Genomic DNA, 20373 nt, shown 5'->3' on the forward strand with positions numbered 1-20373 from the left:
CAAAATTTTTATAATATCACAAAATTATTTTCTATGTCAATTTATTTACACAGAAAAATTCAAGCTGTACAAAAACACTAAAAAACCCGCAATTTTGTTACCTTTTCACACCCATCCCCTCAATTTTATATACCTTGTAAAACAAAAAAATACATCACTACATATAAGTAGCGATGTATTTTTATATAATATGCAACATGAAAGACAAAAACAGTTACTTCAAAACTTCACACACACGATTCTTCGCTTATATACTAACCTGTTTACTAATCGTTTCTCGTGCTAAAAGAAAACTCATAATCACTTGCGCAGCTACTCTACTCGTCATATCCCTAAAATCAAGAGTTGGATCAATTTCTACTATATCCATCCCTTGAACGAGTGGCTCTTTACCAAGGAATTCAATTGCATCAAGTAAAGTTGTACTATCCATTCCACCAGGGCCAATTGCTGGGCAACCTGGCGCAAATGCTTGGTCTAGTACGTCCATATCAAGAGAAATATAAATAGAAGTCACACCTTGTTTTCTTAATACTTCAATACTTTCTGAAATAAAATCTTTTATTTCTCTCTCTCTTACATCTTTCATTGTATACACTGTTACGCCATGCTCTTTTGCATATTCATGGTACGCTCGTGCATTTGAAAAATTACGAATCCCAATTTGAACGAGTTGTTTTCCTGTAATCACACCTTTTTCTAGCAAACTACGGAACGGTGTACCATTTGATGGACCACCATCATCTAGATTACGTAAATCATGATGGGCATCAAATTGAATAATACCGACCTTCCCTTTACTATTTGCAAAACCAGTTATACTCGGAAAACTAATCGAGTGGTCACCACCAAGAACGATTGGTATCATTTTCGGATTTACTTTCGTCAAGTGACCAACTGTTTTCGCAATTCGTTTATGACTCTCTTTTATATCTGTCACATGCATCGTAATATCACCGCAATCATGAAGAACACTTTCTTTCATATCGTGTTCTTCTGTAATTGCGTACGTGCTATATGCATCTAACATTGAACGAATTGTTTTTGGCGCAAAACATGCTCCCGAATGACTAATAGATGGTTTAGAAAGGGGCGCTCCAATTAAGGCAGCACCGAATATTTCTACTCCTTCCTCCCAATCTTTAATCATTTCGCTCCATTTCGTCACTTCACGATCGATAAACTTTGCATTTTTCTTTAAATAGTGGCCGTACTCCACGATTGTTCACCTCTTGTATATGCGATATGACCATTCTTCCATACTGTATTTACATGACTTACGCCGTAATGGTACGGTACGTAAGCATAATTATAAGCATCCCATAAAACTAAATCCGCCTTACGACCAACTCTAATTTTCCCAGCTACATCGCCTCGATTAATGGCATAAGATGAGTTAACTGTTACCGCATTCCAGACCTCTTCTGGTGTCATTTTTAGTTTCAGCATTGCAATACTCATAATAAGCTGAATGTTTTCAGTTGGACAGCTACCTGGGTTAAAGTCTGTAGCTAATGCTACCGCAACACCTTCATCGATCATTTTACGTCCGCGTGCGAAGCTTTCTTTATTTAAATAAAAAGTTGTTCCTGGTAATAAGGTCGCTACTGTATTCGAAGTCGCAAGCATTTCAATCCCTTTATCTGAAGCACCGACTAAATGATCAGCTGATGCTGCACCAATTTCAGCCGCTGCTTCCGCACCACCAAGAGGGTCGATTTCATCTGCATGAATTTTCACATCAAAGCCCAGCTCTTTCGCTTTCAATAAAAATTCTTTTGACTCTTCTACAGAGAACACACCTGTTTCACAGAAAATATCAACGAACTCAGCTAATTGCTTCTCTTTCATTTCTGGTAATAGATCTAGCATCCATTGTAAAAATTCTTTCGATCTTCCTTTATACTCTTTCGGAACTGCATGGGCACCTAAAAATGTTGAAACTAAATCAATCGGATGCTCTTTTTGTAATTGTGCAGTTGCCTCTAATTGTTTCCATTCCGTCTCATCATCTAAACCGTAACCACTCTTCGCCTCTACCGTTGTAACTCCGAAAGATAGCATACGGTCTAAATGGAATTTTGCTTTTTGAACAAGTTCTTCTTTCGACGCTTGTTTCGTTGCATTTACAGTTGAAAGAATACCTCCGCCTTTTTCTAAAATTTCTAAGTACGGAACTCCTTGTAATTTCAGCGCGATTTCATTTTCACGAGATCCACCAAATACAAGATGAGTATGCGGATCAACAAGACCAGGAGAAACCATTTTCCCGCCGCAATCAATAACCTCTTTCGCTTGTAATCCTTTTGCTTCTTCCGCTGTTCCAACGAAAGTAATCACGCCATTTTCAATTCCAACAGCACCATTTTCAATTACAGGAAGCGTGTTCATCGCTTCCCGTCTTAACAAGCCATCTTCTTGATCCATTGTTAGTAATTGACCGATATTTATTAGTAAAGTGTCCAGCATGTTTCTGCCCCCTTATTTCATCATTGGAATGTTAACGCCTTTTTCTTTCGCAGTTTGAACGGCTAAGTCATATCCTGCATCAACGTGACGAACAACACCCATACCAGGATCAGAAGTTAATACGCGTTCGATACGTTTTGCTGCTGCTTCTGTTCCATCTGCAACGATAACCATTCCAGCGTGAAGTGAATAACCCATACCAACGCCACCACCGTGGTGAACAGATACCCAGCTCGCACCGTTTACACTATTAATTAATGCATTTAAAATTGGCCAGTCTGCTACTGCATCACTACCGTCTTTCATAGATTCTGTTTCACGGTTTGGAGATGCTACTGATCCACAATCTAAATGGTCACGACCGATAACGATTGGTGCTGACAATTCACCATTCGCCACCATTTCATTAATGATGCGACCAAATTTTGCACGCTCCCCATAACCAAGCCAACAAATACGTGATGGCAGTCCTTGGAATTCAACTTGTTGACGAGCCATACGAATCCAATTACATAAATGCTCATTATCCGCAAACTCACGTAAAATCACTTCGTCAGTTTTATAAATATCTTCTGGATCGCCAGAAAGAGCTACCCAGCGGAATGGTCCCTTTCCTTCACAGAATAATGGACGGATAAATGCTGGAACGAATCCTGGGAAATCAAAAGCATTTTTCAAACCTTCATCGAAAGCAACTTGGCGAATGTTATTTCCGTAATCAAATGTAATCGCACCTTTTTCTTGCATTGCAAGCATTGCTTCCACATGTTTTGTCATGCTTTCTTTCGATAATTGTACGTAACGTTCTGGATCTTCTTCACGAAGTTTCGCTGCTTCTTCTACTGTGTAACCTACTGGAATATAACCGTTTAATGGATCATGTGCAGAAGTTTGATCCGTAACTAAGTCAGGGATAATATTACGGTTTACTAACTCAGGTAAAATTTCTGCTGCATTACCTAATAATCCAATTGAAATTGGCTCTTTCTTCTCTTTATACTCGTTTGCAATAGCCAATGCCTCTTCTAATGATTCTGTATACTTATCACAATATCTCTTTTCAATACGACGATCGATACTACGCTTATCTACATCAATAGCAATTACAACACCGCCGTTCATCGTTACAGCTAGAGGTTGTGCCCCGCCCATACCACCTAGGCCAGCAGTAATTGTTAAAGTACCTTTTAATGAACCATCGAAATGTTGACGTGCTGCTTCTCCAAATGTTTCATATGTTCCTTGTAAAATCCCTTGTGTTCCAATGTAAATCCAGCTGCCCGCTGTCATTTGTCCATACATCATAAGACCTTTTTTCTCAAGTTCACGGAAGTGATCCCAGTTCGCCCACTTCGGTACTAAGTTAGAGTTCGCTAGAAGAACACGTGGCGCATCTTCATGTGATTTAAAAATCGCAACAGGTTTTCCTGATTGAACAAGTAACGTTTCATCACTTTCTAACGTTTTTAATGAATCAACAATCGCATGGTAGCTATCCCAGTTACGAGCTGCACGGCCAATTCCGCCGTATACAACTAATTCTTCTGGTTTTTCAGCTACTTCAGGGTCTAAATTGTTCATTAACATTCGAAGTGCAGCTTCTTGAACCCATCCTTTCGTTTGTAATTCAGTACCTCTTGGCGCACGAATTGTTTGTTTTACATTTTCCATTTTAATCTCTCCCTTTTCTCATTTTATAGTGCTGCGTTTACATCTAATCTTTCTTTTATCGAATAATTCGTTTTTAACCAATGCGTAATATTTTCAATATCCGTTGAGAATATGCGATCATTTGTAATAGAAGGTACTTGCTGACGACCTTGATGGTAGAAAGCTTTCGTTACTGTACTCATTTCTTCAATACCTCGATATTCCGCAGCTTGCATCGCACAGATCATTTCAATCGCAAGAACACGTCTTACATTTTGAATAATTTGATGTGCATGACGTGAGGCGATTGTTCCCATGCTTACGTGATCTTCTTGGTTAGCTGACGACGGGATAGAATCTACACTTGCAGGGTGAGCTAACGTTTTATTTTCTGAAACGAGTGAAGCTGCTGCATATTGCATAATCATCGCACCTGACTGAAGTCCTGGCTCTGGACTTAAAAATGGTGGTAAGTCATTTAATTGCGGATTTACAAGGCGCTCAATACGGCGCTCAGAAATATTGGCAAGTTCCGCCATCCCTACTTTTAAGAAATCCATCGCAAATGCAATCGGTTGTCCGTGGAAATTACCACCAGAGATTACTTTTTCCCCACCGTCAAAAATAAGCGGATTATCTGTCGCTGCATTCATTTCAATTTCTAATTTTTCTTTCACATAATTTAAAACTTGCCAAGAAGCACCGTGAACTTGCGGGATACAACGAAGTGAATATGCATCTTGTACCCGAAGTTCTCCTTGTTTTGTCACAAGTTTACTATCATGAAGAATGTCACGAATCCTGCTTGCCACTTCGACTTGCTCTTTATAACCACGCGCTTTATGAACATTTTCATCGAATGCATCAATAATGCCGCGTAATCCTTCCATTGTCATCGATGCAATTAATTCTGATTGATAAGCACTTGCTTCAGCTTCTATATAAGAAAGAACCCCTTGCGCTGTCATTGCCTGTGTACCATTGATTAACGCAAGACCTTCTTTCGCTTCTAGTTCAATAGGTTCAAGTCCTTCTTCTGTCAGAGCAACCATCGCATGAACTCGTTTTCCCTTGTAGAACACTTCCCCTTCACCTAATAAAACGAGGGCAAGATGAGATAAAGGTGCTAAATCACCGCTCGCTCCTAGCGATCCTTGTTGCGGAACGACTGGATGAATTTTACGATTTACAAACTCAAGAAGCATATTTACAACAAGCGGCCTAACACCAGATACCCCTTTAAGCATCGTATTAGCCCGTAAAATTAACATACCGCGCGATACTTCTTCAGGGAATGGATCACCTATTCCGCACGCATGTGATTGAATTAAATTATGTTGAAGTGCTCTCACATCTTCTTTTTGAATAAGCACATCACTAAATTTCCCAAATCCAGTTGTAATACCGTAAACGACTTTTCCGTCTTCTACGATTTTCTCAACTACTTCGCGGCACTCCGCTACTTTTTGCATACTATTTGGACAAGCCGTTACACCTTCACCTTCAAATAACAAACGCTTCATTTCTTCTATTGTTAATGTATGTCCTGTTAACGTAATCATTATTTTTCCTCCTTAAAATAGCAAAAGGGGACCTTACCTTTTTAAGACAGACTTCTGTCCTAAAAAGCAAGGCCCCCTTCTAACTAATAGACTATGGGCAAATCATATGTGATTAATTCCTAAACCAATCGCCTCATGCTCAGATCCTTTTACAGGCGCACCTATCGTTCCATAAAGTGCAACAGCAACCCATTCGCCTTCTTTTTTTCCGTCGTATGGTGTACCGCGCACAATTGCAAAGCGAAGTCCTACTGTACGAAGAACGTCTGCTAACTGAATTTGACCTCTCGTCACTCCGTACAAAGCTTCCATAATTGCATGATAAAGTGCATGTGTTTCTCTGTAAACATCTGTTTCAATAACTCGGTTGCTCTTAGCCGCTGTTTCCATTGCTGCTACTACTTTTTGCGAATTCATAGAACCAACTTTTCCAGTACAATATTTCCAACCTTTTGGAATAGATAATACGGGACTTTCATTCTCATCCGCAAGTGCCAACAGCATGGCCATACGACCAATTCGATGTGTTCCTTGAAGAAGCATGTGACTCTCTCATTTCTTTTGAATTATTTGAATATTACTTAATTTAAGAATATATGAAAACGGTTAAATCGTCAATAGTTTAAAATATTATTCAAGCAATTTTTTATCCCCTCATACTTGTGTACACAATTTATTTACAGATTTTTTTCAGACGTGCTATAGTCTCACTAACAGATGCAAAGGGGCGAGATTTCAGTGGCGAAGCGAAAAGATATTCATTTTCGAATTGAAGAAAAATTACTTGCAAGGTTTGAAGACGCACTCCATTACGAAGCTTTAAAGAAAACAGACGTATTAACACATGCGATCCAGCAATTTTGCATAAAGGTGGAATGTGAAAAAATGAATGATGTAAAACGCCAATACAACGTAAGTAACCATTTACAAACACGTATCGATACGCATAAACATTTCGAAGAGAAACAAGTGAATGTAGATGAAGTCGTCATTGAACATTTACAACTCCAAGGGGAAGAAAAAATATTAGAGGTCGGGTGCGCTAACGGAAAATTCCTTTCCCTTTTGCAAACTAATGGTCATCAAGGCCAGTTAACCGGCTTTGATCAATCGGAAACCATGCTTTCTGAAGCCGCTATAAAGAATAATATGATCGAATGGAAACTCGGTGATGCTAGTAAACTTCCTTTCGAAGCTAATTGTTATGACCTGCTAATCGCAAGGCATATGTTATACCACATGAAAGATGTCGAAAAAACTATTCAAGGATTCCATAAGATAATTCGTCCTGACGGCGCCCTTTTAGCTACAACAAACTCTAAAGTTTCATTGCCTCGTATAGATGAAATGTGTAACAAAATGTTAGTCGCATTTGATTTACCAAAAACATCACCGTCGGTAGCTCCATTTTGTTTAGAGAATGGTAAAGAGCTACTACAATCTGTTTTTCCAACTGTTGAAGAAACAATTATTCATAATGCACTCGTTTTTCATCGCGCCACTCCAATCGTAAACTATATTTCTAGCATGTTTCCGTCGCTGAATATACCTGATAATATGTCCCTTCACATCGAAATGAAGGATTGGTTGAAAAAAGAGATAGAAAATGAATTAACTCTTCATGACGGTATTTGGAGCGATCCGAAAACGTTAGTGATTTATCGATGTAAAAAGGAAATAAGCTAGCATTTGCTAGCTTTTACATGTTTTCTGGTAACAGATTCTCCATCATCATATTGCCCTTTCCACTATAAAAATTTATATTATGTTCATTCGCTACCCCAAAATAAGAGGCAATCGCTATTCCAAATGGCACAAATGCATGTCCTTGTGCTGTAATAATATTTGCGTGCTGTACAACTTCTGTATACACAAAATTTTCTACTGGGAAACAATCTAATTTTTGATAATCTATGGTCACTGTATAAGAGATTTCTTTAAATAAACCCGCTTTTGCTAACGCATATGGTCCAGCACAAATCGCTGCCACTAATTTTCCTTGTTCAGAAAATTGACGAATGACTGAAAAAAGTAGTTCTGCCTCTTTCATATGTATTGCATCTCCGCCTGGAATAAGAATCCCCTCATACTCTTCCACACGCACTTCATTTAATTCTATGTGCGGCTGTACTTGCAAGCCCGTTTCACTTATAATCAATTCTTTTGTTAAACCCGCTGTAATGATTTCGTATTTATTTTTCAGCAATGCCGTTGCTACCGTTATCTCAAACTCTGCAAATGTCGGGTATACGAATAATAATATTTTTTTCATAGCCTTTTCTCCCTTAGCCATCCTATAAAATATGCCTCTAATTCGTCCACTGATAATATATTAGTGTCCACATAAGTTACGGGAAATTGTTTATACCATTCTTTTTCAACTTCTACTAATTTAAATTGTTCATCAAATGTACTTCGATTTCTTGCCCTATCATTATTTTTCCTATCATATACATTCTCTTTCGAAACATCTAAATAAAAAATTGCATCCGAACGGCATTGTCTTAATTTACATAAATCATCTTGTAATTCTGTTTCTATAGCCCACTCTTTCCCTATTAATTTCGGATAAAAAAGTGTATAGAACTCAATATCTTCTGGCCCACGATCAAAAATCACGACTGAACTTTTCACATTTTGAAACTCTTTTATTTTTGCTTCAATAAACATTTTTTGATTTGTAATAAACCCATCTTTTGTATAAATATCCAAATTTAATTTTTTCCGCTTTTCTACAATTGGATAAGGGTTTTCATATATAACCGAATGTCCTCTCTTTTCTAATCTTTTTGCTAATGTCGTTTTCCCACTTGCCATCGGTCCTTGAAGTGAAACTATGTAAGTCATACCGCTCATTCCTTTTCACTATCGTAAGTTACCTTTATAATATACAGAATTTTAAAAACCATCAACAAAATACTTACCATCTTGTTTCCTATTCCCATCTGACTTATAATGAAAAATAGAGATGATTTTGAACGCATTTTTTATGTAAGCTTGGGTTTCCAAGCTTACATTATTTTTTGCTTCCACTTTTCTTATAAAAAGAGTATACTAACATGGAACGTATGTTCTTAATGATTACATACAGTAAGGGGATAGAACAATGGTATACGACACAAAAGCAATTTCTTGGAATGAATCTTTAAAACAACTTCAACGCCGCTATACAAATAAACAAGTTGACCGAAAAGAATTTGAAGATATCGAACTGATGGAATTCTTCCGCGATAACAACTACATTTCTTTACCTACACATATAAGCGGCCTATCAACAACACGTTTTACTTCTTACTCTATTTTCACAACCGAAGATAAAGATCGTAAAGTTGGCACACTTATCATTGAATACGTAGAAGATGACAATGATATTTTACGCGTTGAACAACTATACTTCGTTTAAATCACAACGCTTGGTCAAAATGACCAAGCGTTCTTGCTTTCTATGAATCTCACTGTTTATAATATGAATAAAAGAAAACCACAATCATTAAGGGGGGGGTACGCTTGCTCGAAGGATGGTTCAGTTGGTTCATTGTATTATGGACTGTCATTTTATTAGGGCTTATGTCTATCGGTGGATATTTCATGTTCAGAAAATTCCTAAAACGATTACCGAAAGAAGACGGTATGTCTATTTTAGATTGGGAAGCACACTACATAAATAAAACGAGACATTTATGGGCTGACGAACAAAAACAATTGTTAGAAGAGCTCGTAAGTCCTGTTCCCGAACTATTTCGCGATGTTGCTAAATCAAAAATTGCTGGTAAAATTGGAGAACTCGCATTACAAGAAAATGCCTCTCAAATTACACAAGATTTAATTATTAAAGGATATATCATTGCCACACCAAAACGTGATCATAAATTTTTAGTTAAAAAATTGCAAGAAAAAGAGATTGATTATTCGAATTATAAAACTTTACTTGCAAAATAATCTTCATTTTTTTCCCTATTTTCAACAAGTTAACATCAATGGTAAACGTTTTATACGTCGTGGTTGAGACAGAAGATGTTAACAATACCAATAAAAAGACAGCGTCTTTGACGCTGTCTTTTTATTTTATACATATACAGTTTTAAGTTAGTTTCATATCTTTTTCATTATAAAAACCATCTTCTTTTTCCATTTCCTTCTGTAATTTCGTAAAGGAACGGTACATTGCAATTCTCCACGAAACAATCATTGCGAACGCAAGTAAGAAGAACATGCCGCTAAGTTGTCCTAAATCAAGAGATTGGCTTAAGTATGTTTTAAACACGATACGCACTACAAGTAATCCAATTAAAATAAATACAAATGCTTTTGAACGCTTCAAATAAATCTCTTGTCCGCGTATTTCAAATTTAGATGTTTTAATAAGAAAAATAGAAAAAAATAAACCGACACCAATTGCTTCTAGCATTTCTGCTGGAGTTAATCGAAACTCTGGAAAAACATACATCAATGCTCCTGTGCTCATAAAAAACGGAGGAAGTATAATTTTTTTCAATGTTGCAGGTTTCTTAGCTGCTTTTAAACGAATAAACATCGCACCGACAGCCATACAAACAGCAACGATACTTGATAACAGAACTATGTTCATATTTTCTCATCCTTTTTTGTGGCTATATGCAAAATATAATTTCATTATATGCTTTTCCGTTAGTATTTCCAACATTTTCACAGAATAATACTAAAAACCGGTAAATCCACCAAATAAACTTGAGAAATATACGATAATTTTCGTCATCCAATTAAAGTATAGGAAGATCCCCATAACAATCATAATGTATCCTCCGACTTTCATGAACGCCATACTATTTCTTTTAATCCAAGACATTTTCGTAATAAAGAATGAAAGTACGAAAAAGGGAATCGCAAATCCAAGTATGTAAGCAATCATATAAATCATTGCCGATTCTGGATTTGTTGCAGCTAATCCAATTACAGACACTAATATAGGCCCAGTACAAGGTGTCCATCCAGCAGCAAATGCCAATCCAATTAAAACTGAACCAAAATAACCACTCGGACGATTTTTAAATGTAAATTTACGGTCTTGCATTAGAAACTTCGGCTTAAATACACCGACAATAATAAGACCGAACACGATGATAAATATACCACCTAACTGTCTAATTAAATCTTTATAATCCGTAAAAACTCCTCCGATAAAACTTGTACCAAATCCAATTGCGATAAATATAATAGAAAACCCAAGTAAGAAAAACGCTGTATGAGTCATACTTCTTTTGCGAAGCATTGCATTTTCTTCTTTCAATTCAGAAACCGACATACCTGTTATGTATGATAAAAATGCCGGATAAAGCGGTAAGCAACATGGGGATATAAATGATAAGAACCCAGCTCCAAACGCTAAAAAAATACTAATATCTTGCATAATTCCACTCCTCTCCTTACATATTGTAGCAAAAACACATAAAAATACTATGAACAATTCGTGAACTCACGTTTCCAACGTGACAATAAGAAAAACTACCCTTTCACACAGTTTCTAATAAAGTGAAACTTTAATCAGTGGGGGTTTTGTTCATCCCACTGATTATTAATTGAACCAATCGGGCGTTAACGGGAAGCCTTACTGCCCGTTAACGCGGGATAAAACGTTTTCAATCCCTTCCATTATATAAAAAAAATATCAATTGAATTATGAAACTCTTTCTAATTGTTACTAACATAACAAAGGTTCCACAGTTTCTCAAATCATTAGCACATTACAATTAACTTCACACATATCAACCCTAAAAAATTTTTTTCAAATGCTGTCTTTATACAACATAAAGCTGATTTTACAATACTTTAATTATTATAAATTTCAAGATTATGCATAAATATCATACTTTTATTATTATTCTATAAAATTTCTCACTTTTCTTTCATTTGACCCTTCATTTTTAATTTTGTATACTCCCTCTAGTTATATATGTCCGTTACGGAACAATTTCATATAGATGGGAGGAATTTTTCATGCTTCGTTATTCTCTTTTAGTTTTATTAGGAGCGTGTAGTTATGGGGTTTTAGCTATTTTTGTTAAACTTGCATATGCAGAAGGGTTTTCACTTGGAGAGGTAATTGGTAGCCAGTATTTGTTCGGTTGGATTATTTTACTTGCTATTACACTTCTATTTTCTAGACATCGTGTTCCACTAAAACAAATGTTAATTTTATTCGTCGCAGGAACGTCTGCAAGTTTTACTGGAATTTTTTATTACGCTTCTTTAAAAACTGTACCAGCTTCTATTGCAATTATACTTTTATTCCAGTTCGTTTGGGTTGGGATTATCATTGAAGCAGTCGTAACAAAAACATTACCTTCAAAAGAAAAAGTTATTTCAGTAATCTTCTTACTTGCAGGTACATTTTTATCAAGTGGGTTATTAGAAACAGCAGCTGGTGATTTCGATACGACTGGAATCATTTTAGGCTTATTATCTGCTGTTACATTTGCAACATACATTTTCGTAAGTGGTAAAGTTGCCGTTGAAGTACCTTCATTACCACGCGGTGTCCTTTTAATGGCTGGCGCTTTAACTCTAGTCATGATCGTATTCCCGCCAACATTTATTTTTAACGGAGCAATTTCTCAAGGCCTTTGGAAATACGGCTTGGGATTAGGAATATTTAGTATCGTTATTCCGTCCATTGCCTTTACAATCGGTATTCCAAAAATCGGGTCTGGCTTAGCAACTATTCTTGGTGCAGCGGAACTACCAGTTACAACAATTATGTCTGTATTCGTTTTAAAAGAAGCTGTACTATCTTCACAATGGTACGGTGTATCACTTATTTTAATCGGTATCGCAATCCCGCAAATTGCCTATGCAATGCGTGGACGGTATAGAAAACAGCATACTCATAAAAAAGTTGCGGCATAAACGAGAGAGGATTTTCATTTGAGAATCCTCTCTTTTATTATTGTGTTATATAATGAATACAAATATTTCACTTAAGAAAGAGGGCATAATAAGTGGCATCTATTCCACATCAATTAACAGAAAAACTTATTTCCATTCGTCGGCATTTACATGAAAATCCAGAACTATCATACGAAGAATTTGAAACGACAAAAGCGATAAAAAATTGGTTAGACGAGGCCAATATCACCATTATTGATTCCAACTTAGAAACAGGAATTATCGCTGAAATTTCTGGTAATAAAAACGGTCCAGTTGTAGCGCTTCGTGCTGATATCGATGCCCTTCCTATCCAGGAAGAAACAGACCTTCCATACACTTCAAAAATACATGGTAAAATGCATGCTTGTGGGCATGATTTTCATACAGCTGCTATGTTGGGTGCGGCTTACTTATTAAAAGAAAAAGAAGCTTCTCTTAAAGGAACTGTTCGCTTTATATTCCAAGCTGCTGAAGAAAGTGGAAACGGAGCATGTAAAGTTGTTGAAGCTGGACATTTAAAGAATGTGCAAGCCGTTTTTGGTATGCATAATAAGCCCGATTTACCAGTAGGTACAATCGGTATTAAAGACGGTCCACTAATGGCCGGAGTAGATCGATTTGAAATTGAAATTCATGGTATTGGGACACATGCAGCTGTGCCTGATGCCGGCGTCGATCCTATCGTTGCATCATCTCAAATCGTTATGGCACTTCAAACAATTGTAAGCCGAAATATTAGTTCTTCTCATAACGCTGTCGTAAGTGTAACAAACATTCATTCAGGGAATACGTGGAACGTTATTCCCGAAAAAGCAATATTAGAAGGAACTGTCCGTACATTCCAAGCTGAAACACGTGAAAAGATTTCGGCATTAATGGAACGTATCATTAAAGGCGTTTCTGATGCACTAGGTGTAAAAACAGAATTTCGATTTTACCCAGGTCCTCCTGCTGTTCAAAACGATAAAGTACTCACTGATCTTTCTGTTCAGATTGCAGAGAAAATGAATCTAAACGTTATCTCTCCTACACCATCAATGGCAGGAGAAGATTTTTCTTTTTACCAACAAGAAACACCAGGTTCATTCGTCTTTATGGGAACAAGTGGTACACATGAATGGCATCATCCAGCTTTTACAGTAGATGAAAAAGCATTACCTATTAGCGCGGAGTATTTCGCCTTATTAGCCGAAGAAGCTATTCATCAATTATTACAAACAAAAAGCCGTTAAGTTATACCCTTAACGGCTTTTGCTTATGCTGTTAAATCTCGTTTTATAAATACAGTATAGGAAATCCCTAAAAATACAGCTAAGTATAGAAGAAGCATACAAGAAGCAAATGGGAATGTTACTCCATCAATAAAGCTTCCACCCTTTAAAAGCCCATATAAATCTGTATTCGCTGGTAATAAATATTTCGCCCATTCATATCTTGCTGCTGGAATTAGTGCTATTCCTCCTGATAAAGCAAGGAATAAAGAAATACCAATTGCACCTCCACTTGATCTCGTTAAAACAGAAATCATAAAGGCAAATGCAGCATATACAAGAGTTGGTAACCAAGATAAAATATAATATTTACTTGCTTCCACGAAAATGTTTTGTTTTATAATATTTCCGTCTTGAACGATAAATTCAGTCCAGGATGGTTGTTGGAATTTATAAACAATTAGCCCACATAATGTTGAAAAAATCATATTAAAGATAAATAATAATGCCGCAAATATAACGATGGCCAAAAATTTCGATGTTAAAATTTTAAATCTGCTTGCTGGACGAATCGTTAAAAATTTATATGTTCCCCAGCTATATTCATTCGCAAAAATTGTACTCGCATATACGAGAATAAACGGAAGTAATATAGGAAAAACAATAAAACCAGTATCTCTCATGAAAGAAAGTGGAGAACTACTTGCTGGCGCTGTATTCGTTTCTAAATACTTCATCTTCAGTTGATATTCTTTTACAAGCTCGTCCCCTGACTTTTCTGCTAAAATATCCTCCTTTTTCATGCCGAGCTTTTTCTCAATTTCTACAGTGCGTTCTGTATAATCCGCTTTCCACCCTTTTGTTTCTGGCTCTAAATACTTTACCGTAACCCATCCTAATCCAATAATTAATACCGCTATAACTGCAAAAGGAATAATCGTTCGCTTTCGCTTAAATATTTTATACAGCTCGTTATAAACTAAATTAAACAATATCTTTTCCCCCTGTTAATTCTAAAAACTGCTCTTCTAGCGTTTTTCTTTCCTCATAAACACGATAAACTTGAATATTTTTCTCCATCAATGTACGAAGAATATTTGGAATTTCTTCATCTTTCACATGTATAATTAATTCGTTTTCTTTTACTAAAACGTCGTATTCTAAAACCTCTGCCGCTTTATTCGCATCATCTACACGTATATGTATTTCTTCTGTTTCTTCCTTTTTATCACTTTGAATATTTTGTGTTGCGACATATTCTCCATGCTGAATAATAATAACCCTGTCACACATTAATTCAACTTCTGAGAGTAAGTGACTAGAGACAAGAACAGCTTTTCCTTGTTCATGTGCAATTTTCTTTATGTACATCCGCATTTCATGTATACCACTAGGATCTAATCCGTTCGTTGGTTCGTCTAGTATTAATACATCTGGATTATGTATAAGTGCCTGAGCAATTCCTAAACGTTGTCTCATACCGAGTGAATATGCTTTTACTTTACGGTCAATCACTTGTCCCATTCCTAATAGTTGCACAACTTCATCGATACGTTCTTCAGTCACATTGCCATTCATTCGTCCGAAATATGTTAAATTTTCATAGCCGCTTAAAAAAGGATAAAATTCCGGTGTCTCAATTACAGCACCAATTTTCGCAGCAGTTTTTTCAAATTGCTGTTTTACAGATTGGCCATCAATCCATACTTCTCCTTCTGTCATACGAATCATTCCGACCATCATTCGCATTAATGTCGTTTTTCCAGCACCATTTGGTCCTAATAAGCCAACTACTTCACCCTTTTTCACTTCAAAACTAATATTTTCTACTAACGTCTTTGAACCAATTCGCTTTGTTAATCGATCAACTTTTACGATCGCTTGCTCATTTATCATTCCATACAACCTTTCTTCTTAACTCTTTTTTTCAGTTCTTCCCACTGTATCATGATTAATAACGTGTGTAAAATGAAGAAAAAGCCATGATTTCTCATGCCTTTCTCCTCGTTTCATGCGAATTTTCACCCGTTAACCTTTGTGTAAATCTACAACATTGCCAAATTGATACTATAATTACGGTTATCATAACAACTGCTGTTATCACTACCGCATACATCGGAATCGGTGCATTGGTTATCCCTTGGATTCCTACTGCTTTCATAAAAATAATAATAAATAATTTCAAAAATAACATACCATGAATTAATCCGAAAACAAAAGCTCCTCCGTAAGTTAATAATTGCTCCTGACATAATAAACATAACATTTCTTTTCTTGTCATCTTCACTACTTCATACGATTTAAACTCCTCTCTTCTTACCTGTAAAAGAGAGCTTGTCATTTTATATGTAACGAAAATACACACAAAAACTATAAATAGAAACATAGCATAAAACCACTTTACAAACATAGGTGTATATTCCGCTTTATTTATTACAGCTTCATTAAATCGGAATGATATCATAAAAAAACAAAGCATTGTATTCATAGCAATCCACATAAATTGTTTTAACCTTTGGGCAGCAAATGTTTGTATATTTTTTCTCGCTAACCGAAATAAAGACATAATTTCCCCCTACCTTGCTTCATAACATACGCATTCTATACTACTAGTGTATAAAAATATGACATTTTAAACATCGCACTTCAATCGGAATCTTTACTAAGCCTTTAGTCCTAGAACACAAAATGGTAATTAAAGGATATTTATAATATGATTGTAAAAAAAGAAAGGAGCATTATATGCGTATAAAATTGCTATTTACCTTATCCTTACTACTTCTCACTAGTTGTAGCCCACTAAAAAACAATGAAGGTGCCACTGTTAAACCTTATAAATTAACAAAAGAGCAATCTGATATTTTACAAATGACTCCTATAGGTGAAGAAAATAGAATGTTTTATGATGTTACAATCAAAAACAATAAAGATGAACTAAACGCTGTGATTGAATATTATCAAAATGGTACAAAAATGAAAGAGATTGCTAACATAGCCTCATCACATTTTTTAGAAAAGAAAATAAGGCTTTCTTTCATAGCACCACATTTCCAATTGGATAAAGATGTACTAGAAAAAGGTCAATGGTATATTAATATCGAAGGTGGTTCAACGCTTGTTTCGGAAGAGACTCCTCCAAACGTAAATAGTTCTGTAACTACTACAATTCAATCTACTAAAAACGTAAAATACAATCAAAAAACAATTTTAGCTGCTGTAATAAAAACAAGTAAAGATACTGTAATCGTCCCTACAATTGATGAAGAACCAAGCATTGAGTTACTCTTAAAAGAAAACGAACACGTTTATCTATTTAGTATCGAGCTAAAAAAAGAACAATAAAGTGGAAAGGCAACTCAAATGCATTTCCGCTTTATTGTTTAATAAGGTGTACTTTTATATATATAAATTAAATCGCTTTTCCGTCACGATTACTACTCGTCCTTCTCATCTCCTATTTCTATTCGTTTTTTCTCTCTTGCAATTTTCAAAAACTCTAACAACTCTGGATTGTTATTCATTTTTTTATAAGCCACTGACATTTCTGCAACAAAATTAGAATCACATAACTCTTTATATACAACTTCTGTTTTATACAATTTATTTGCGGATACAGGTATTACCGTAATTCCAATACCTGCTGCTACAAGCCCCATGACAGTTTGATACTCCGTTGCTTCTTGTACAATGTGCGGACTAAAACCGACAGCGCGGCAAAGTGATAAAATTGTATCGTATAACGCTGGCCATACTGGTCTCGTAATAAATACGAACGGTTCATCCCTTAAATCTTCGATATGTATTTCGTCCTTTTCAGCAAGTGGATGCGCCTTCGGTAAGCATAACGTACACGAAAGTTTTTGAATTGGTTCTAACTCAAGTAATTGCGTTGGAATTGGCGGACGTAAAAATCCAATATCAATTCGATTATCATGAAGTGCATGCACCTGATCCGGTGTTGACAATTCATGTAATGCAACAGACACTCTTGGAAATTTCTTTCTATACTCCCTGACGATTGACGGTAAAATATCATATATCGCCGCACCTACAAAACCAATTGAAAGTGATCCAACTTCTCCCCTTTGAGCACTTTGTGCAACTTCTACTGCTTTTTCAATTTGTTCAAACGCTTTTTTTACTTCTTTTAAAAACATTCCTCCTGCTTCTGTTAATTCAACCTTTCTCTTCGTTCTTGAAAATAACATAACTCCCATTTCTTTTTCTAATTGCTGAATTTGTTGACTAAGTGGTGGTTGTGTCATTTGTAGACGAGCAGCCGCTCGTCCAAAGTGCAATTCCTCTGCCACTACAACAAAATATTGCAAATGCCGTAATTCCATTTTGGACACCCTTTTCACTTTCGATTAATACATCTAATATATTAATAACATATAATTTATATATTAGACAAATTTTTCGAATGAACGTATAGTAGAAATTGTTAATTATTTTTTACAATTTCTATGTAAAAAACAAAGAGGTGGTTACTGTATGAAATGGTGGAAGTTAAGCGGACAAATTTTATTATTATTTTGTTTCGCTTGGACAGGTGAATGGATTGCAAAACAGGCACACCTCCAAGTTCCAGGAAGTATAATCGGTATTTTTTTATTATTAATCTCATTAAAATTTAATATAGTGAAAAAAGAATGGATACAAGACGGTGCAGACTTTTTATTAAAAGAACTTATTTTATTTTTCATCCCTTCTGCAGTCGCTGTCATTCGTTACAAAGATACATTATCACAATATGGAATCGATCTCATTTTAATTATCGTGATTAGTACACTTTGTGTCACTCTCGTAACAGGACTTTTAACAGAATTGCTATTAAAGCGGAAAGGATCAACACAATGATCGGCTTTCTTTGTTTACTATTAACACTATTCACATATTGGGTATCTAAAAAAATGTATCAACGCTGGAATTGGAGCTTACTTTCTCCCCTTCTTGTATGCCCAATCATTTTAATTGCTTTATTACTCGGATTAGATACACCATACGAAACCTACGAATCTGGTAGTCATTGGCTAACAGAATTATTAAAACCTGCTACAGTTGCTTTCGCATGGCCAATCTATAAACACTTTAATTTATTAAAAAAACATGGAATGGCCATTTTAATTAATGTCATTGTTGGTTCATTTCTATCGGTTATTACTTCCGCACTATTAGCTGATTTTTTTCAAATTGACTCTACAATAGAACAAAGTTTAGCACCGCACATTGTAACAACACCTATTGCAATGGCTATTTCAGAAATGATTGGCGGCATGTCACAATTAACAGCCGTTTTCGTCGTATTAACTGCCTTAACTGGAGCATTACTCGGTCCTACGCTCATACGCATATGCCGTATTAAAACAGCGCTCGCAAAAGGTATAATGCTAGGTACTAGCGCGAATGGAACCGGAACATCAAAAGCATTTGAAATCGGTCCTGTAGAAGGTACAATTGCAAGTTTATCAATGCTTTTAACAGCTGGAGCTAGTTTAGTTATCGTTCCGCTTTTCTTATCTTGGATACATTAAAAAAGAAAGTGTTTAAACACTTTCTTTTTTATTTGTATATTTATATAATAGATCATAATCTTCTGGAAACGATAAAGATAATTTTTTCACTTCATCTATTCCTTTCCAATCAATCTCATGTATTAACTCATCCGGATCTTGGATTTTCATATTACCGCCTATTTTTTTAACAAAGTAATAATGAACATACACCGGAATCCCGTATGTAATACCTTCTTTTTCGTATATTTTATTTACAACCTCCACATTGTAACCTGTTTCCTCCCAAACTTCTCGAATACAACATTCTTCTAGTGTTTCTCCCTTTTCAAGTCCTCCACTTGGGACAGACCACCTTTTTTCTTCCCCTTCTTTTCCTTGCAATACCATTAAAATTTCATTTCTTTCATTCATACAAATAGCTGCCGTACCTATCCATCTCTCCATATACATCCCTCCCCTACTAAAATTCGCCTTCTTTTTTATTTCCCCTTTGAAAAAAGAGGAAATAAGTAAAAAGATGCCGAAAGTTTACATCAACTTCATGAGCAGTCCCTTCTTAGAAATTCAAACCGAAAGGATGAAATTATGATTTCTAAATATGTCGTGGAATGTGTTTTTTGTGAAGAAAATCGAAAACCTCGGCAGGCTATCGTCACAGTGCCCGCCACTTCCCAGCTACTAGCAATCCAAAAAGTACGGGCTGAATGCAAACGACGCTTCGGAAAAACTTTATTATTGCAAACAGAAATTAAAGAAGAATTACTCTTTGAACAAAAAGAAAGCTGACCATAAATTGGTCAGCTTTCTTATCCGATCATATTTTCACATGAAGATTAGGGGCATCCTCTTTAAGGATCGGGATTTACCCATTATGTGCGTTCCATAATGGTCATCGAACAATATATTTCTATACAATAAACTATTGAATAGAATAGGGCAAAACTTGTTCGCATTTTTTAGAAAAGGGATAGGGATATAATTCAAGTAATACTTCGAATACTCGAACTTTACACTCATTATATTAAAGTAAATCCTTTTATATGAGAAATATGAATTACTTAC

At 35.8% G+C, this 20373-nt stretch carries 23 protein-coding genes and 1 pseudogene; 9 read left to right on the forward strand and 15 right to left on the reverse strand.

Features of this window, described 5'->3' with window-relative positions; all coding sequences use genetic code 11:
* Window positions 1-247: 247 nt before the first annotated feature.
* The 5 genes from hutG to hutP all read right to left on the reverse strand — a co-directional run bounded on the left by hutG (window position 248) and on the right by hutP (window position 6224).
* Window positions 248-1219, reverse strand: coding sequence for a formimidoylglutamase (gene hutG / locus FT637_RS00320; RefSeq protein ID WP_193644711.1), 972 nt, complete (start codon window positions 1217-1219; stop codon window positions 248-250).
* Window positions 1198-2469, reverse strand: a complete 1272-nt coding sequence (hutI, locus tag FT637_RS00325; protein WP_193644712.1) for an imidazolonepropionase — start codon at window positions 2467-2469, stop codon at window positions 1198-1200. The genes hutG and hutI overlap by 22 nt, the downstream gene beginning before the upstream one ends.
* 12 nt (window positions 2470-2481) lie before the next feature.
* Window positions 2482-4140 carry a urocanate hydratase gene (hutU, locus tag FT637_RS00330; RefSeq protein WP_193644713.1) on the reverse strand — a complete coding sequence of 553 codons (1659 nt, stop codon included), beginning with the start codon at window positions 4138-4140 and terminating at the stop codon, window positions 2482-2484.
* A gap of 23 nt (window positions 4141-4163) precedes the next feature.
* On the reverse strand, window positions 4164-5681 hold the full coding sequence (gene hutH, locus FT637_RS00335; protein WP_193644714.1) for a histidine ammonia-lyase: 1518 nt from the start codon (window positions 5679-5681) through the stop codon (window positions 4164-4166).
* 102 nt (window positions 5682-5783) lie between these two features.
* Window positions 5784-6224: a hut operon transcriptional regulator HutP gene (gene hutP, locus FT637_RS00340; protein WP_000926519.1), complete on the reverse strand. Its 441-nt coding sequence runs from the start codon at window positions 6222-6224 to the stop codon at window positions 5784-5786.
* Between the two features lie 195 nt (window positions 6225-6419).
* On the opposite strand from hutP, the gene FT637_RS00345 reads away from it, so the two are divergent.
* Window positions 6420-7367: a class I SAM-dependent methyltransferase gene (locus FT637_RS00345; protein WP_193644715.1), complete on the forward strand. Its 948-nt coding sequence runs from the start codon at window positions 6420-6422 to the stop codon at window positions 7365-7367.
* A 13-nt stretch (window positions 7368-7380) separates the two neighbouring features.
* Here the strand turns inward: FT637_RS00345 and FT637_RS00350 are convergent, their stop codons facing one another.
* Entirely contained in the window at window positions 7381-7953 is a 573-nt protein-coding gene (locus FT637_RS00350) for a DJ-1/PfpI family protein (RefSeq protein ID WP_193644716.1), read from the reverse strand.
* Window positions 7950-8528: an AAA family ATPase gene (locus FT637_RS00355; protein WP_193644717.1), complete on the reverse strand. Its 579-nt coding sequence runs from the start codon at window positions 8526-8528 to the stop codon at window positions 7950-7952. The genes FT637_RS00350 and FT637_RS00355 overlap by 4 nt, the downstream gene beginning before the upstream one ends.
* A 259-nt stretch (window positions 8529-8787) precedes the next feature.
* Here FT637_RS00355 and FT637_RS00360 point away from each other — a divergent pair, with 259 nt between their 5' ends.
* Window positions 8788-9084 carry a hypothetical protein gene (locus FT637_RS00360; protein WP_002199653.1) on the forward strand — a complete coding sequence of 99 codons (297 nt, stop codon included), beginning with the start codon at window positions 8788-8790 and terminating at the stop codon, window positions 9082-9084.
* Between the two features lie 104 nt (window positions 9085-9188).
* The gene (locus tag FT637_RS00365; protein ID WP_002121475.1) at window positions 9189-9620 is read left to right on the forward strand and encodes a DUF2621 domain-containing protein; all 432 of its coding nucleotides are present in this window, start codon (window positions 9189-9191) and stop codon (window positions 9618-9620) included.
* A gap of 142 nt (window positions 9621-9762) precedes the next feature.
* Here FT637_RS00365 and FT637_RS00370 read toward each other — a convergent pair whose 3' ends face one another.
* From FT637_RS00370 to FT637_RS30405, 3 genes and pseudogenes are all read right to left on the reverse strand, one after another.
* Window positions 9763-10269, reverse strand: a complete 507-nt coding sequence (locus FT637_RS00370) for a CcdC family protein (protein ID WP_001028439.1) — start codon at window positions 10267-10269, stop codon at window positions 9763-9765.
* 90 nt (window positions 10270-10359) lie between these two features.
* Window positions 10360-11067 (reverse strand): cytochrome c-type biogenesis protein CcdA, encoded by a 708-nt coding sequence (gene ccdA / locus FT637_RS00375; protein WP_193644718.1) that lies wholly within the window; start codon window positions 11065-11067, stop codon window positions 10360-10362.
* Between the two features lie 16 nt (window positions 11068-11083).
* Window positions 11084-11167: pseudogene (locus tag FT637_RS30405) on the reverse strand (peptidase T); the annotation flags it as partial.
* A 487-nt stretch (window positions 11168-11654) separates the two neighbouring features.
* Here FT637_RS30405 and FT637_RS00380 point away from each other — a divergent pair.
* On the forward strand, window positions 11655-12563 hold the full coding sequence (locus FT637_RS00380; RefSeq protein ID WP_193644719.1) for an EamA family transporter: 909 nt from the start codon (window positions 11655-11657) through the stop codon (window positions 12561-12563).
* A 92-nt stretch (window positions 12564-12655) separates the two neighbouring features.
* Window positions 12656-13816, forward strand: a complete 1161-nt coding sequence (locus FT637_RS00385; RefSeq protein ID WP_193644720.1) for a M20 peptidase aminoacylase family protein — start codon at window positions 12656-12658, stop codon at window positions 13814-13816.
* 23 nt (window positions 13817-13839) lie between these two features.
* On the opposite strand, the gene FT637_RS00390 is transcribed toward FT637_RS00385, so the two are convergent.
* From FT637_RS00390 to FT637_RS00400, 3 genes are all read right to left on the reverse strand, one after another.
* Window positions 13840-14787, reverse strand: coding sequence for an ABC transporter permease (locus tag FT637_RS00390; protein WP_193644721.1), 948 nt, complete (start codon window positions 14785-14787; stop codon window positions 13840-13842).
* On the reverse strand, window positions 14780-15691 hold the full coding sequence (locus FT637_RS00395) for an ATP-binding cassette domain-containing protein (RefSeq protein ID WP_193644722.1): 912 nt from the start codon (window positions 15689-15691) through the stop codon (window positions 14780-14782). Before FT637_RS00395 ends, FT637_RS00390 begins: the two co-directional genes overlap by 8 nt.
* Before the next feature lie 94 nt (window positions 15692-15785).
* Window positions 15786-16361 carry an FtsX-like permease family protein gene (locus tag FT637_RS00400; protein ID WP_193644723.1) on the reverse strand — a complete coding sequence of 192 codons (576 nt, stop codon included), beginning with the start codon at window positions 16359-16361 and terminating at the stop codon, window positions 15786-15788.
* 176 nt (window positions 16362-16537) lie between these two features.
* Here FT637_RS00400 and FT637_RS00405 point away from each other — a divergent pair, with 176 nt between their 5' ends.
* Window positions 16538-17137 carry a histidine kinase gene (locus FT637_RS00405; protein ID WP_193644724.1) on the forward strand — a complete coding sequence of 200 codons (600 nt, stop codon included), beginning with the start codon at window positions 16538-16540 and terminating at the stop codon, window positions 17135-17137.
* Window positions 17138-17229: 92 nt separating this feature from the next.
* Here the strand turns inward: FT637_RS00405 and alsR are convergent, their stop codons facing one another.
* Entirely contained in the window at window positions 17230-18138 is a 909-nt protein-coding gene (gene alsR, locus FT637_RS00410; protein WP_193644725.1) for an acetoin biosynthesis transcriptional regulator AlsR, read from the reverse strand.
* A gap of 151 nt (window positions 18139-18289) precedes the next feature.
* Here alsR and FT637_RS00415 point away from each other — a divergent pair, with 151 nt between their 5' ends.
* Entirely contained in the window at window positions 18290-18655 is a 366-nt protein-coding gene (locus tag FT637_RS00415) for a CidA/LrgA family holin-like protein (RefSeq protein ID WP_193644726.1), read from the forward strand.
* Entirely contained in the window at window positions 18652-19329 is a 678-nt protein-coding gene (locus FT637_RS00420; protein WP_193644727.1) for an LrgB family protein, read from the forward strand. The genes FT637_RS00415 and FT637_RS00420 overlap by 4 nt, the downstream gene beginning before the upstream one ends.
* A gap of 12 nt (window positions 19330-19341) precedes the next feature.
* Here FT637_RS00420 and FT637_RS00425 read toward each other — a convergent pair whose 3' ends face one another.
* Window positions 19342-19755 (reverse strand): NUDIX hydrolase, encoded by a 414-nt coding sequence (locus FT637_RS00425; RefSeq protein WP_193644728.1) that lies wholly within the window; start codon window positions 19753-19755, stop codon window positions 19342-19344.
* Window positions 19756-19896: 141 nt separating this feature from the next.
* Between FT637_RS00425 and FT637_RS00430 the strand changes: the two genes are divergently transcribed.
* On the forward strand, window positions 19897-20097 hold the full coding sequence (locus FT637_RS00430) for a DUF3903 domain-containing protein (RefSeq protein WP_002121502.1): 201 nt from the start codon (window positions 19897-19899) through the stop codon (window positions 20095-20097).
* Window positions 20098-20373 lie beyond the last annotated feature (276 nt).

The organism is Bacillus cereus (assembly GCF_015071065.1).
GTDB lineage: Bacteria > Bacillota > Bacilli > Bacillales > Bacillaceae_G > Bacillus_A > Bacillus_A cereus_BA.

What these genes read in the sequence shown, in the direction of transcription:
- hutI (WP_193644712.1), bottom strand. Translation starts at nt 2,469, where the DNA reads ATGCTGGACACTTTACTAATAAATATCGGTCAATTACTAACAATGGAT.
- hutU (WP_193644713.1), bottom strand. Translation starts at nt 4,140, where the DNA reads ATGGAAAATGTAAAACAAACAATTCGTGCGCCAAGAGGTACTGAATTA.
- hutH (WP_193644714.1), bottom strand. Translation starts at nt 5,681, where the DNA reads ATGATTACGTTAACAGGACATACATTAACAATAGAAGAAATGAAGCGT.
- hutP (WP_000926519.1), bottom strand. Translation starts at nt 6,224, where the DNA reads ATGCTTCTTCAAGGAACACATCGAATTGGTCGTATGGCCATGCTGTTG.
- FT637_RS00350 (WP_193644716.1), bottom strand. Translation starts at nt 7,953, where the DNA reads ATGAAAAAAATATTATTATTCGTATACCCGACATTTGCAGAGTTTGAG.
- FT637_RS00355 (WP_193644717.1), bottom strand. Translation starts at nt 8,528, where the DNA reads ATGACTTACATAGTTTCACTTCAAGGACCGATGGCAAGTGGGAAAACG.
- FT637_RS00360 (WP_002199653.1), top strand. Translation starts at nt 8,788, where the DNA reads ATGGTATACGACACAAAAGCAATTTCTTGGAATGAATCTTTAAAACAA.
- FT637_RS00370 (WP_001028439.1), bottom strand. Translation starts at nt 10,269, where the DNA reads ATGAACATAGTTCTGTTATCAAGTATCGTTGCTGTTTGTATGGCTGTC.
- ccdA (WP_193644718.1), bottom strand. Translation starts at nt 11,067, where the DNA reads ATGCAAGATATTAGTATTTTTTTAGCGTTTGGAGCTGGGTTCTTATCA.
- FT637_RS00380 (WP_193644719.1), top strand. Translation starts at nt 11,655, where the DNA reads ATGCTTCGTTATTCTCTTTTAGTTTTATTAGGAGCGTGTAGTTATGGG.
- FT637_RS00395 (WP_193644722.1), bottom strand. Translation starts at nt 15,691, where the DNA reads ATGATAAATGAGCAAGCGATCGTAAAAGTTGATCGATTAACAAAGCGA.
- FT637_RS00400 (WP_193644723.1), bottom strand. Translation starts at nt 16,361, where the DNA reads ATGTCTTTATTTCGGTTAGCGAGAAAAAATATACAAACATTTGCTGCC.
- FT637_RS00405 (WP_193644724.1), top strand. Translation starts at nt 16,538, where the DNA reads ATGCGTATAAAATTGCTATTTACCTTATCCTTACTACTTCTCACTAGT.
- alsR (WP_193644725.1), bottom strand. Translation starts at nt 18,138, where the DNA reads ATGGAATTACGGCATTTGCAATATTTTGTTGTAGTGGCAGAGGAATTG.
- FT637_RS00415 (WP_193644726.1), top strand. Translation starts at nt 18,290, where the DNA reads ATGAAATGGTGGAAGTTAAGCGGACAAATTTTATTATTATTTTGTTTC.
- FT637_RS00420 (WP_193644727.1), top strand. Translation starts at nt 18,652, where the DNA reads ATGATCGGCTTTCTTTGTTTACTATTAACACTATTCACATATTGGGTA.
- FT637_RS00425 (WP_193644728.1), bottom strand. Translation starts at nt 19,755, where the DNA reads ATGGAGAGATGGATAGGTACGGCAGCTATTTGTATGAATGAAAGAAAT.
- FT637_RS00430 (WP_002121502.1), top strand. Translation starts at nt 19,897, where the DNA reads ATGATTTCTAAATATGTCGTGGAATGTGTTTTTTGTGAAGAAAATCGA.